11 protein-coding genes and 1 other annotated feature are annotated in these 12,825 nt (G+C 39.4%); of the genes, 9 read left to right on the top strand and 2 right to left on the bottom strand.

Annotated elements, in window-relative coordinates; all coding sequences use genetic code 11:
- Window positions 1-26 precede the first annotated feature (26 nt).
- The 3 genes from fabF (at window position 27) to ACZ427_RS11765 (ending at window position 2,590) form a co-directional block, all read left to right on the top strand.
- Complete coding sequence (gene fabF / locus ACZ427_RS11775; RefSeq protein WP_461178740.1) at window positions 27-1,265, top strand: beta-ketoacyl-ACP synthase II; 1,239 nt, start codon at window positions 27-29, stop codon at window positions 1,263-1,265.
- A gap of 188 nt (window positions 1,266-1,453) precedes the next feature.
- Window positions 1,454-1,660, top strand: coding sequence for a hypothetical protein (locus ACZ427_RS11770; protein ID WP_461178739.1), 207 nt, complete (start codon window positions 1,454-1,456; stop codon window positions 1,658-1,660).
- A gap of 168 nt (window positions 1,661-1,828) precedes the next feature.
- Window positions 1,829-2,590: a YjbA family protein gene (locus tag ACZ427_RS11765; RefSeq protein WP_461178738.1), complete on the top strand. Its 762-nt coding sequence runs from the start codon at window positions 1,829-1,831 to the stop codon at window positions 2,588-2,590.
- 33 nt (window positions 2,591-2,623) lie between these two features.
- Here the strand turns inward: ACZ427_RS11765 and trpS are convergent, their stop codons facing one another.
- Entirely contained in the window at window positions 2,624-3,619 is a 996-nt protein-coding gene (trpS, locus tag ACZ427_RS11760; RefSeq protein ID WP_461178737.1) for a tryptophan--tRNA ligase, read from the bottom strand.
- Window positions 3,620-3,673: 54 nt separating this feature from the next.
- Window positions 3,674-3,844, bottom strand: a binding site (T-box leader).
- A 636-nt stretch (window positions 3,845-4,480) separates the two neighbouring features.
- A complete protein-coding gene (locus ACZ427_RS11755) occupies window positions 4,481-5,386 on the bottom strand; it encodes a nuclease-related domain-containing protein (protein ID WP_461178736.1) in 906 nt (301 codons plus the stop codon).
- A 334-nt stretch (window positions 5,387-5,720) separates the two neighbouring features.
- On the opposite strand from ACZ427_RS11755, the gene ACZ427_RS11750 reads away from it, so the two are divergent.
- From ACZ427_RS11750 to ACZ427_RS11725, 6 genes are all read left to right on the top strand, one after another.
- Window positions 5,721-6,158, top strand: coding sequence for a MarR family winged helix-turn-helix transcriptional regulator (locus ACZ427_RS11750; protein WP_461178960.1), 438 nt, complete (start codon window positions 5,721-5,723; stop codon window positions 6,156-6,158).
- 67 nt (window positions 6,159-6,225) lie between these two features.
- On the top strand, window positions 6,226-7,170 hold the full coding sequence (locus tag ACZ427_RS11745) for a ring-cleaving dioxygenase (protein ID WP_461178735.1): 945 nt from the start codon (window positions 6,226-6,228) through the stop codon (window positions 7,168-7,170).
- Between the two features lie 333 nt (window positions 7,171-7,503).
- Window positions 7,504-7,644 carry a hypothetical protein gene (locus tag ACZ427_RS11740; RefSeq protein ID WP_461178734.1) on the top strand — a complete coding sequence of 47 codons (141 nt, stop codon included), beginning with the start codon at window positions 7,504-7,506 and terminating at the stop codon, window positions 7,642-7,644.
- Window positions 7,645-7,852: 208 nt separating this feature from the next.
- Window positions 7,853-8,695, top strand: coding sequence for an aldo/keto reductase (locus tag ACZ427_RS11735; protein ID WP_461178733.1), 843 nt, complete (start codon window positions 7,853-7,855; stop codon window positions 8,693-8,695).
- Window positions 8,696-9,696: 1,001 nt separating this feature from the next.
- Window positions 9,697-11,025: a group II intron reverse transcriptase/maturase gene (gene ltrA, locus ACZ427_RS11730; protein WP_461178732.1), complete on the top strand. Its 1,329-nt coding sequence runs from the start codon at window positions 9,697-9,699 to the stop codon at window positions 11,023-11,025.
- Between the two features lie 492 nt (window positions 11,026-11,517).
- Window positions 11,518-12,669 (top strand): putative glycoside hydrolase, encoded by a 1,152-nt coding sequence (locus ACZ427_RS11725; protein WP_464883433.1) that lies wholly within the window; start codon window positions 11,518-11,520, stop codon window positions 12,667-12,669.
- Window positions 12,670-12,825: the final 156 nt, after the last annotated feature.

The following is a 12,825-nucleotide window of genomic DNA, read 5'->3' as shown; positions in this document are numbered from 1 at the left end:
ATCAGTTGTTATAGGAGGAATATTTTATGGAAGAGAGAAGAGTAGTGATAACAGGGCTTGGTGCAGTAACACCTGTAGGTAATGATGTGGAATCAATGTGGACAAATATTATTGCCGGAAAATCCGGGATTGATTTTGTAACAAAAGTAAATAAAGATGAATATCCGGCAAAAGTTGCTGGAGAAGTGAAAGAATTTGATCCGACTAATTATATGGATAAAAAAGATGCCAGAAAAATGGATCCATTCACCCAGTATGCAGTAGCCGCGTCCAAAATGGCAGTACAGGATGCGAAACTTACCATTGATGAAAGCAATGCGAATCGTGTAGGCGTATGGATTGGGTCCGGGATTGGCGGTATGCAGACATGGGAAGACCAGCATAAGAAATTATTGGAAAAAGGGCCGAAGCGGGTAAGTCCATTTTTTGTACCAATGATGATACCTGATATGGCGGCAGGCCAGGTGTCGATTCAACTTGGTGCAAAAGGGATCAATTCCTGTTCGGTAACTGCGTGTGCCTCAGGTGCCAGTTCAATCGGGGATGCATTTAAAACAATCCAGCGCGGTGATGCGGATTATATTATTGCAGGTGGAACAGAAGCCCCGATTTCTAATATGGCATTTGCAGGGTTTTCTTCAGCAAAAGCATTGTCTTTGAACGAAGATCCGCAAAAAGCGAGTCGTCCGTTTGATATCAATCGTGATGGATTTGTAATGGGAGAAGGGTCAGGAATCCTTATCCTTGAAACGTTGGAAACTGCACTGGAGCGAGGAGCCCATATTTATGGGGAAATTGCCGGGTATGGTGCTACAGGAGATGCGTACCATATTACTGCACCTGCAGAAAATGGAGAAGGTGCAGCACGTGCCATGCAACAGGCACTTGATGATGCTGGCGTCTCTTCGGAGGAAGTTGATTATATCAATGCGCATGGGACGAGTACTGCACTGAATGATAAGTATGAAACAGAAGCAATAAAAACTGTTTTCGGGGACCATGCCCAGAAAACGGCTATTTCTTCCACCAAATCAATGACAGGACACTTACTTGGGGCTGCTGGTGGTATTGAATCCGTGATATCAGTTAAATCGATTGAAGATAGTATCATTCCAGCAACGATCAATTATGAATCTCCAGATCCAGATTGTGACCTTGACTATGTGCCAAATGAGGCAAGACAGCAGAACGTAAATGTCGTTGTCAGTAACTCACTTGGGTTTGGTGGGCATAATGTTTCATTGGTTTTTAAAAAATATCAGTAATTTAATAGGAAGCTGACCTTGACGTGGAAGGTCAGCTTTTTTGTGTAAGCAGAATAAAACTGGTATGTTCCTAACCTTTCCAGCTCCTGTTGAAGCACATCACCAAAAAATTAAAATCATTAATTCCGTAGGACAAGCATAATATAGAATCATAGAATTAGAATTGGGACAAGTACAGGTGGTGTGTAATGGGACAACTCTTCTTATTTCTAATCGGATTTGGGTTTGCGGTCTCCGGTGGTGTGACACTAATTGTATATATGAATTTTCTTCCCGCAGGAATGTCATGGATGGATTACTTTATTTTTATAAAAGACAGGCCGGAATGCTACTTGTTACCGGTTGGAATTATCATCATGGCTTTAGCCATCCTTCGTTTACCGAACAAGTTTTAAACTGAACTTCCCCCGAATATTTTTAGAAAAGGATGGTCATAATGTATCTTAAGTGCGTGTTTAAAAAGTTACCTAATTAAAAATGAGGAACAAAGCGGTTCTTTGCAAGTAATTTGGTGCCTTTTTGAACAACCTCTTTAAGTTCAGTTTATAAAGTGAGGGTTGTCTATGTTATATTTGCATGATGTATGGGTGAACTGGTTTGAAGGAGAAGAGAACGGCTACAGTGTTTGTCATTTCCATGAATGGCGCAAAGAGGATAAAATTGAATTATTGGATCAGGTCCCGCTATTGTACATAACAGAAGCATTATTCAACTACATTGAAAATGATATGCATGACCTGCCAAAAGCAATGATTGATTCAATTTACCGACGCGCATACAGTCGTAAAGGTCAGGAAAGATCTGTACTGGATTACGCTTGTGTCATTACAGATGGTAATGACATTATGGCATTTGATACAGTCGGCTACCAGATACCTATTCGCAAAAGCAGATTAATACCAAGGCAGGAACAGATTGTATTTGATATGATTAAAAATGCTAAGCCTCAATCTTTTAAATTTGATGGAAGTGAATATGAAAAAGAATATCATATCCTTTCCATGGCACCGGAATTGGTTTTTGGCTTAACGAGAAGAGAGCGGCAATTAAAACATTTGCTTATGATGGGGCTGGATCAGCTGCGCACAACGAACAATCTGGAGGAATTACGGTATTGGCTTACGGAATGGGATCCAAAAAAATATCCTTATATCCGGTTTATGGACGAGGATAAAGTATGGGATGCACTCTTCAGTGGTGTGAAGCAAGGATGGAGCCGGGCACATGAAGACTTATGTGTAAAACTTATAAAAGGCCAGCCATTCCTGGAAAAAATGTATGAAATGGAAAATGGCAATGAACAAAATACATCAAAACTAAAATAATCCAGCGGGGGCGTGGCCCACTGGATTATTTTTTTACTTCTTTTTCTTAACTCTTCCCAACCCCATCGCTTTTTTTGCTTTACGTATGGTTTTATTGGCAGTGAAAGCAGCTTTATCTGCACCTTCATCCAAAATATCATCGAGTTCCACGGAATCAATCAATGCATCGTATTTATCCTGAATTGGTTTTAGAACATCAACGACTGCATTGGCTACATCCTGCTTGAATTCGCCGTACCCCTTGCCTTCATATTTCGCTTCAAGGGATTCCACAGTTTCTCCTGTGCAGCTGGAGTAGATTGTCAGCAAGTTGGAAACACCAGGCTTATTCTCTTTATCATATTTCACAATACCTTCTGAATCGGTTACTGCACTTTTAATTTTCTTCTCGATTTTTTTCGGTTCGTCAAGCATGGAAATGAATCCTTTTACATTCTCATCCGATTTACTCATTTTTTTGGTTGGATCCTGCAGTGACATAATACGGGCGCCCACTTTTGGAATGCGGACCTCCGGAATCGTAAAAATGTCATTAAATTTATTGTTAAAACGTTGTGCAAGATTTCTTGTAAGTTCCAAATGCTGTTTCTGGTCCTCACCAACCGGAACAATATCTGTATTGTATAATAAAATATCTGCAGCCATTAGTGGGGGATATGTTAAAAGACCTGCAGATACAGCTTCCTTTCCGGAAGATTTATCTTTGAATTGGGTCATTCTTTCCAGTTCCCCGATATAGCTGATGGATTGCAGCATCCATCCCAATTGCGCGTGCGCAGGCACTTCTGACTGGATAAACAATGTTGATTTTTCAGGATCTATGCCGGATGCAAGATATAGTGCTGCGAGCCCCCGAATATTATTTCTAAGCTTAAGGCGATCCTGTGGTACTGTGATCGCATGCTCATCTACAATACAAAAATTGCAGTTATGATCTTCCTGAAGCTCCACAAATTGCTGAAGCGCTCCTAAATAGTTCCCTAGTGTTAATGTTCCACTCGGTTGGATACCAGAAAATATTGTCTTCATTCCTATTCACTCCATATCTGAATTTTCCCATTAAAAAAGCCCATTTATCCCCGTAACAGGGACGAATGAACCGCGGTGCCACCCTTATTATCTTACTCGTATGTAAGATCACTTTAAATTAGCTCCAAATTCCAATTCCAATTTACCTTGATGCTTGTTTTCACCAACCACAAGCTCTCTTGAATTCAGCGGGTAATTGTACTACGCCTTTTTCATTGCTAATATATTGAGTTTTTACTATTATATATATCCTTTTGTAGAAATGCAAGGGGAAACACTTCACGAAACAAGCTTTGATTGGTTATGTAGTCCCGAATGCAGGGGAAGAATCCTCGTTCGGTCACTCAATCGTGTGATGAGTGACGGAATGCCGAGGAATAGTCCTTATTCGGTCGCTCAATCGTGTGATGAGTGACGGAACGCAGGGGAAGAACCTTTATTCGGTACCTCAAGAGTGTGTTGAGTGACGGAACGCAGGTGAAGAGTCCTCATTCGGTCACTCAATCGTGTGATGAGTGATGGAATGCCGGGGAAGAACCTTCATTCGGTCTCTCAAGAGTATGATGAGTGACCGAAGGCCGGGGAATAGTCCTCATTCGGTCGCTCAAAAGTGTGATGAGTGACGGAATGCTGAGGAAGAACCTTCATTCGGTAACTCAAACGTATGATGAGTGACTGAATGTAGAGGAAGAATCCTCGTTCGGTAACTCAAAAGTGTGATGAGTGACGGAATGCTGAGGAAGAACCTTCATTCGGTAACTCAAAAGTGTGATGAGTGACGGAATGCCGGGGAAGAATCCTTATTCGGTCACTCATCGGTTTGTTGAAGGACCAAATCACCTTATAAATGGTAAGAATATACTATTCATAGTATGTCCCTTGTTTTTGTCCTTTAGTATTAAAATTTGTTGCCAAAATTCTTCTTATTGGCTTCTTCGACTCTACTATTTGACACCAATTATGAATTACATTGGTGGTAAGTTTCTCATCGGGGAATAAAATCTGAAATTCTTTAACAGTTCTTAATACAGCGGTTGTAACCGTCTCTTTAAATCCACATTCATGGCAAACACATTTTCTTTTCTCAACTGCAACAGAAAACGAACGGCATTCTGAACAAGTAATTCCCTTTTGTATTTGATCATAGTCGTAGGAAGGTGACTGACTGTATGGAGATTGAGTTTTGTGCAAAGCCAGTAACTGATCGGCTAATTTTTTATGTTTTTCTGTTAATTTTAAAGGTGTTGAATTCAAATTTTCTATATAACGATTGATCTGGGTTGGGAAAATAATAGGCTTATCAAGGGGAGCTTGGTATAAAGTGAAGTTGGGATTGATAAATACAACAGATGCATCAATTTGAGGATTGAAGTCAAGGCTGAGAAGTAACTGACGTAGTAAGGATTCGCTTCTACTTAATTGGTGTAGTGGATTAATAACTTCGAATCTAGGTTTCTTGAATAGCTTATCAGATTGATAATAATAATCGCCTTCATAGTTTTTCACTTCATAAAAGTGAATCTTTCCTTGCGCAATAACAAGGGAATCAATTTGGAAAGTAGTGTTATTAACTTCGAGTAACAAATCGTTTAATATCAGGCATTCATATGTTAGTTTTTTTGTAAAATCATCAAATACCCTTTCTCCTTCATAGCCCTTTGATAAATTTAAGTAGTGTTGTTTTTCTTTGCTAGTTAATTCCTTCCGCTTGTTCAATAATTCGAGGATTACTAATTCTTTTGGCTTCGTACGTGATTTATAAGGCATGATCCACTTCCTTCTTTTTATAGAATTTAAATCTATTATATTGGATAAAATAAAAAATGGAAAACTTCTAAATCTTCCTTTGCTTGTTCAATTGCTACAAGTGGTTCTCCTATTAATCCCCCATCTTCCCCATCTAGTACACGTATGATAAATCATATGCTTCCGGCAACTTTTCCTTTGAAATACTGTCAATGACGAGGTTATTCTTCTGAGTCAAAGAAAAAAATTCAAGATGAAATTTCTGAGACGCATAAAATATCTTTAATTCAAGATAGTTATCTTGAATTAACGTCACTTGATATGTAAAATGATAGTAACGAAAGGAGTGAGTCATATTAAGAAAAATACGCTCGGTTCATTAATCTGGTTGCGTATCGCACGTTTTACCCACCAGAGTAACTTATTATCGAATGAATTCTTAAAACAGTTTGGTATCACGGCTGCACAGTTTGATGTATTAAATCAGGTTTTTACTTATCAGCCGATTTCGCAAAGCCAACTTGCTGTAAAAGTTACTTTAACGGAGGGGGGTGTTTCACGTATGCTCACTCGACTTGAGCAAGAGGGGTATATTCAGCGTAAACAGGACTGGAAAACCAAATGGATTACCCTGACTTCAAAAGGGGAAGGAAAAATACAAGAAGTTTTTGCTCACCAACTTACATTTCAAACATCTATCTTTAATGATTGCTTTACAGAGGAAGAACAGAAAACACTTTATAAACTCATGACTAAGTTACAAAAATATACAGGAAATAAATTGGAAAATTAAATGCTGTTTACCTTGAAAATTGTTACATCATCACTTGACTAGTAAATTAAAAATGGAGGAATGATTTATGTATACAATTCCTGGACATCATCACATATCAATGATTACCAAAAACGCCAATCAAAATAATTACTTTTACCGTCACGTGCTTGGTTTACGCCGTGTGAAAATAACAGTGAACCAGGATGACCCGTCGATGTATCACTTATTTTACGGAGATAAAACAGGAAGTCCTGGCACAGAGCTTTCATTCTTTGAAATGCCGCCAGTTGGACGCACATATCGCGGTACCAACGCAATTACAAAAATTGGATTACTTGTTCCATCTGAAGCAAGCCTATCCTACTGGAAAGAGCGTTTCGAAGAGAATGGTGTTCAGCATAGTGACATCACCACTTATGCGAAGCGACAAGCCCTACACTTTGAAGATCCGGAAGGCCTACGTATGGTGCTGCTTGCATCAAATGGCGAGAAGATTGAGTTCTGGGAAACATGGGAAAAATCTAAGGTCCCTGTAGAGCACCAAATTCAAGGGATGGGCTCAGTGGAAATGACAGTGAAGAGATTTGATAAGCTAGCAAGTACTCTAACAGATATGTTTGGTTATTCAGAAGTAAGTCGTACGGACAGTGAGGTGATTTTTCAATCTGTCAAAGGTGAGGTTTTTGGAGAAATCGTTGTGAAATCTTTAGACGGTCCAGTTGAAAAACCAGGTCGTGGCAGCATTCATCACTTAGCTATTCGTGTAAAAAACGAGAGTGAGCTTATCTTTTGGGAGGAGCAAGTAAAAAAACGCGGATTTCATTCATCGGGTATTGTCGACCGTTTCTATTTTAAAAGCTTATACTTCCGTGAATCAAACGGTATTCTATTTGAAATAGCAACAGACGGTCCGGGTTTTACGATGGATGGAGACGTGGAAAATTTAGGAGAAAAGCTGGATTTACCACCATTTTTAGAAGAACGTCGTAAAGAAATTGAAGAAAAACTACAACCAATTGATGAGATTTAATTATGGAACAATATCGTAAGGATATATCAAAAGGAATGGAATCTGGACTACATTCTTGGCGAATGGAGATGACAGTCCCTTCCTTATCTCAGTTAAACGTATTAGTTTGTCTTCACTTTATACGAAGTACAGACAGAAAATTAAGTAATGTAATACATTCTAAGTTGATCATCAAGCTATATAAACTCAGATAATATTTGCTTTATTTATATTCGCTCCTTAAAAATAATACGGGAAATGGAATACAAATGGGTAAGTATTCAATACTAATATAAAAGAGGCTTAGCCCAATATATGTAATGCATTTAAAATGGTCTGGAGGCAGAATTTATTATGGAAAAAGGCAGAAATGAGAAAGCACAGGAAACCAGGAAGAACAAAAAAGCACCCAATGAACGAGTGAATTCAAATGTTGAAGATACTGTTAAATCGGAGAGAGTACGCTTTAAGAATGCAGATAAGATTTATGAATAATCATTAAAATGTAAGGATTAGGAGACAAAGTTAATAGGGGTTATGAGCTTAGGAAGAAAACGATGTAACCTGAGTCACTGGACAGAATAAAAAGGTAAAGCTTTCTTTTATTTAAGAGGCTTTACTTTTTTATGCTTTCGGATGGTTTAGTTGAAGTCCTGTTCATACAAGTGATAATCTTAAGTCAGAATAGAAAGGAGTAATTCATATGAGTAAATTTATTCCAGAAATCGCACTGAATGATGGGACTGTTTTACCGGTTGTTGGTCTTGGTACATATATGCTGAATGGTAATGAAGGTGCCAATGCTATAAAAGGGGCAATTGATGAAGGATATCGATTAATTGATTCTGCTTATAATTATGAAAACGAAGGAACTGTCGGTGAAGCTGTGAGGCGCAGTTCAGTTCCAAGACAGGAATTAAGGATTACCTCCAAATTACCAGGACGCTACCAGGAATACGATAAAGCTGTCACAACCATTCAGGAGTCATTATATCGTGCAAACCTGGATTATTATGATTTATATCTTATTCACTGGCCTAATCCGAAGCAAGGTCTTTATGTGGAGGCATGGCAAGCATTAATTGATGCTAAAAAATGGGGGCTTATACGTTCCATTGGTGTTTGTAATTTTCTGCCGGAGCATATCGAACGCCTGGTAAAGGAAACTGGTGTGAAGCCAAGCATCAACCAAATAGAATTACATCCATTTTTCAACCAGGAGCCACAACGAAAGTGGCATGAAGAAAATAACGTTACAACACAATCCTGGAGTCCCTTGGGCCGTGCGAATGATGTTCTGCAAGAGGAAACAATGAAAAAAATTGCAGACCGTCATCAGAAATCAATTTCACAAGTTATTTTACGTTGGCATTATCAACTCGGAGCAATTTCGATTCCTAAATCTGCATCCCGAAAGCGACAAATCGAAAACATTTCTATTTTTGATTTCTCACTGGATGATGAAGAGATGGGGATGATTGCAGAACTCACTCGACCTGATGGCAGAAATAAAGATCAGGACCCAGCTGTTTATGAGGAATTTTAAACATTCCGGATTATAAAAGAAAGCGTATCACTTATTATTGAAGTGATGCGCTTTTTTTATAGGCAGTTAAGAAATCAGGATGGCGGCTATGAGCATGCCACCACACTCTATAATGAAAATAGCTAATTTAATCAGAAGACAGTTTTCTAAAAGATTTGAGGACTGCGATTACGCTTCCCATCGAAAAGATTTGCTGTTTTTGGCACAAAAGATATAAAAGACGAAGTAACTTGAAATGATGTTTGGTGTTTTTTAACCGCTGCGGAAATACACTTCGCTTTCCGCGGGCTCGCGCTGAGCCTCCTCGCTCGCAAAGAACGCTCACTGTGGGGTCTCAGGCGTCTTCGCTTTCCCGCAGGAGTCTTCGTGTATTTCCTTCGCTGGCTAGCGCACTACAACTTATCGCTTTTATTTATTGTTTAATTTAAGTCACGTATAGTTATGCACTCTTAAGATGGTTGATTGAAGCGGAGGACCGTTGACTCCTGGAGCGACCGAGCATAGGTCGTAATATATAGCGGGTGGGATTCCCGTCGAGAAAGAACTAGCCATTCACTCGTAGCGAGTCTTGGAGGGCAGGTGGCAACACACTGCTTTTAAGCGTAGACAGCTAGGTAATGGGCCGTAAGCCAAGCGGTTGAAGGGATTGAGCTCCGAAACACGTGTAGTTGGGAAGGCCGATGCGTTCAGGAGCGTAGAAGGCAACATTGTTATTCTCGGGTATAGGCAAGAGAATGACAACTTCCCCGGAGTCGATGACCTCGGCACGTTACACATTGATATATTACGGCAACTCGGGAGATCCTTTAGGTCTCTCCCTTCAAATTAGGGGGAGTAATGACGAACAAGCGATAATAAAGTGAGGGCTGTCAAATGCTTAAAGGAAGTCGGATAGCGGCATAGTACCAATGAAATCGGGTAATTCTGATGGAGGAAAGGCTTCGCTACCCGTCATCACCCTTGAAAGGGAAACATTAACTACACACAGAGGTGGATATGTAATGGAAACGAAACTAACAAGGATAACAGAATTAGCGAAAACAAATCATGATATGGTTTTCACTTCTTTAGCACATCTACTTAATGAGAAGAACCTTAAACAATGTCACCATGAACTGCCAAAGGGTAAGGCAACAGGTATAAATGGCGTCACGAAAGAGGATTATGATATCGAGTTGGATGAAAACATTAAGGGACTAGTGGAACGTTTAAAGAAGAAGGCTTATCGACCGGTCCCGGTTAAACGGACTTACATCAATAAGCCTGGAACGAAGAAAAAGAGACCACTGGGTATCCCCGACCATGAGGATAAAATCGTCCAGCGTGCCTTAGCGAAGATTCTTAACGCCATTTATGAGAATGATTTCCTTGACTGTTCCTTTGGTTTCCGACCAAATAGGAGTGGTCATGATGCGCTTAAGATTCTTAATGTGTATATGGAAAACCGATATACCAATTACGTAGTGGATGCCGATATCAAAGGATTCTTTGATAATGTAGACCATGAGTGGATGATGAAATTTCTGAAGCACCGTATCAATGACCCAAATCTTCTAAGAATTATCGCCAGATTTCTAAAAGGTGGTTACATGGAAGAGGGAAAATATTTTGATACGGACAGAGGAACACCTCAAGGGGGCGTCATCTCACCGATATTAGCCAATGTGTACTTACATTATGTCCTGGATTTATGGTTCGAGGAGTCAGTTAGAAAACAGTGTAAAGGTCAAGCATATATTGTTCGATATGCGGATGACTTCGTGTGCTGTTTTCAATATAGAAGGGATGCCGAAGCCTTTTACTCAGCTCTTATCACACGATTACAGAAGTTCAATCTTGAACTCGCAGAAGATAAGACGAAAATCATTACCTTTGGGCGATTTGCGGAAAAGGATTGTAAACGTAAGGGTCAAGGAAAACCACCTACGTTCGATTTCTTAGGCTTCACACACTATTGTGGCGAAAGCCAGAAAGGGAAATTCCGAGTGAAGCGCAAGAGCAACCGAAAGAAGGTAAATGACAAGCTAAAGAAGCATAAGCAATGGCTCAAAACTCATCGAACGATGGATATTAAAGACATTATGGCTAGAGTAAAGCGGTCTCTTAATGGTTACTACAACTACTATTGTATCACAGACAATACAAGGGAAGTGGAGAACTTCTTTGACCGAGTTAAACAGTTATTGTTTAAGTGGATGAACCGAAGAAGTCAAAGGAAATCTTTCAGTTGGGATAAATTTAAATTATTTCTTAGAAAGTACCCTTTGCCTAGTCCAAGGTTAAAAGTAAACATATATGACTTAAAGGAAGACATTAGCTATATTCTGTGAACGGTGATGGGAAGAGCCGTGTGCGGTAATACCGCACGCACGGTTCAGTGAGGAGTGAGGAGTACATCCCGGCACAATGGGAGGCGCTCCCGCTTACTCGACCTTAGAACAGCACGTGTCTGAAGACCCCGCAGAGTGAGTTTCTCGAGGAGACTGAAGCCGTGCCCGCGGAAAGCAACGGTCCGCAGCGGAAATCGACATAGCAGTTACGTCGTCTTTTATATCAACTGCGACGTTAATGAATAACAAAAAAAATTACCAAAAAAAACCAAGCAATTCTAACATTGAATTACGTTGGGAATGGATGACTCGTCTTTTCGTGCAGAGTGGTTCATAACTTTAAAATAAAAATGACACAATATGGGTTTTGCTATTCAATTTATCGACAATTTCCGATATACTAGATTTAAAATTAGAATTGGAGATTGAGAGAATATGGGGAAATTGCGGCGATGGGTTTTGGTATGCACTGGTGCTCTTCTGCTAATTTTGATGATACCTGTCAGTAGTAGTGGAGAAGAAGCGGAAACAGTAAATTCACATGCAGAACGGCAAACAAATATTACATTAATTGATACAGATCAACACATGAAGCGTTTTACATATGACTCCGGATACGATTTTGAATATCCAGACGCAGTAAGGGGAATCTATGTTACAGGAAATTCAGCAGGTGGCAGCCGTTTCGAAACATTATTAGACTTAATTGATACAACTGCTTTAAATGCTATGGTCATTGATATCAAAGAAGATAATGGAAATTTAACGTTTAAACCAGAAGAAGGTTCTCCTTATGAAGACATTGCAAAAAATTTCATCGATGATCCAGAAGAAATGATGAGTGTACTTGAAGAAAAAGGAATTTATCCGATTGCCAGGATCGTTGTTTTCAAGGATAGTGTACTGGCAGAAAAACGTCCGGACCTTTCCTTTCAACAAAATGGCGAGGTTTGGGTGAATAACAAAGGAGAAGCATTCGTAAGCCCGTTTGAAACAGAAGTTTGGGAATATAATTTAGAAATTGCGAAGATGGCTGCAGAAATGGGCTTTCAGGAAATACAATTTGATTATGTTCGCTTCCCGGAAGGATTTGAACATCGGGATGAGGAACTTCAGTATTCACTGGGCGATTATGCAGATGTTGATATGAATAATGTGAAAAAGCGAGTAGAGGCGGTCACTGATTTTGTTGAGTATGCAAGGGAAGAATTGGAATATTACGATGTCGATGTCGCGGTTGATATTTTTGGGTATGCAGCAACAATTGAAGAAACACCGGGTATCGGGCAAAACTTCTCAAGAATTGCAGACAATGTCGATGTTCTTTCATCAATGATTTATCCAAGTCACTGGACATCCTACTTTGGTATTGAAAAGCCGGATACAGAACCATATAATCTGGTCAATGAATACGCGAAAGTTGAGAATGAAGTACTTGGTGCATTAGAAGAGGCGCCAGTATCAAGACCTTGGATACAGGATTTTGAAGCACCATGGCTCTATAGCGGACCGACCTTCCAATATGGAAAAGCAGAAGTAGAAGCTCAAATCAAAGCATTGTATGATAATGGCATTAATGAATTTTTATTATGGAATGCCGGAAACACTTATACGGAAAATGTAGACTATATGATAGGAAAATAACAAAAAAAGCAGATTCTCTAATGTAAGAGTCTGCTTTTTTAATGATTTGATTATATTTGGACATACTAAGGATAAAATCAACCTTATAGGTATTTAACAAAGTATCATTTTTTCGTTATAATTAAACTCGACTACTAAAGATTAAGGAGTAGATTC

This window comes from Virgibacillus ainsalahensis (genome assembly GCF_055380755.1).
This window is presented reverse-complemented; position numbering and strand designations above follow the sequence as displayed.

Excerpts from the sequence above, each read along its gene's own strand:
- fabF (WP_461178740.1), top strand. The coding sequence starts at position 27 with ATGGAAGAGAGAAGAGTAGTGATAACAGGGCTTGGTGCAGTAACACCT.
- ACZ427_RS11770 (WP_461178739.1), top strand. The coding sequence starts at position 1,454 with ATGGGACAACTCTTCTTATTTCTAATCGGATTTGGGTTTGCGGTCTCC.
- ACZ427_RS11765 (WP_461178738.1), top strand. The coding sequence starts at position 1,829 with ATGTTATATTTGCATGATGTATGGGTGAACTGGTTTGAAGGAGAAGAG.
- trpS (WP_461178737.1), bottom strand. The coding sequence starts at position 3,619 with ATGAAGACAATATTTTCTGGTATCCAACCGAGTGGAACATTAACACTA.
- ACZ427_RS11755 (WP_461178736.1), bottom strand. The coding sequence starts at position 5,386 with ATGCCTTATAAATCACGTACGAAGCCAAAAGAATTAGTAATCCTCGAA.
- ACZ427_RS11745 (WP_461178735.1), top strand. The coding sequence starts at position 6,226 with ATGTATACAATTCCTGGACATCATCACATATCAATGATTACCAAAAAC.
- ACZ427_RS11740 (WP_461178734.1), top strand. The coding sequence starts at position 7,504 with ATGGAAAAAGGCAGAAATGAGAAAGCACAGGAAACCAGGAAGAACAAA.
- ACZ427_RS11735 (WP_461178733.1), top strand. The coding sequence starts at position 7,853 with ATGAGTAAATTTATTCCAGAAATCGCACTGAATGATGGGACTGTTTTA.
- ltrA (WP_461178732.1), top strand. The coding sequence starts at position 9,697 with ATGGAAACGAAACTAACAAGGATAACAGAATTAGCGAAAACAAATCAT.
- ACZ427_RS11725 (WP_464883433.1), top strand. The coding sequence starts at position 11,518 with ATGATACCTGTCAGTAGTAGTGGAGAAGAAGCGGAAACAGTAAATTCA.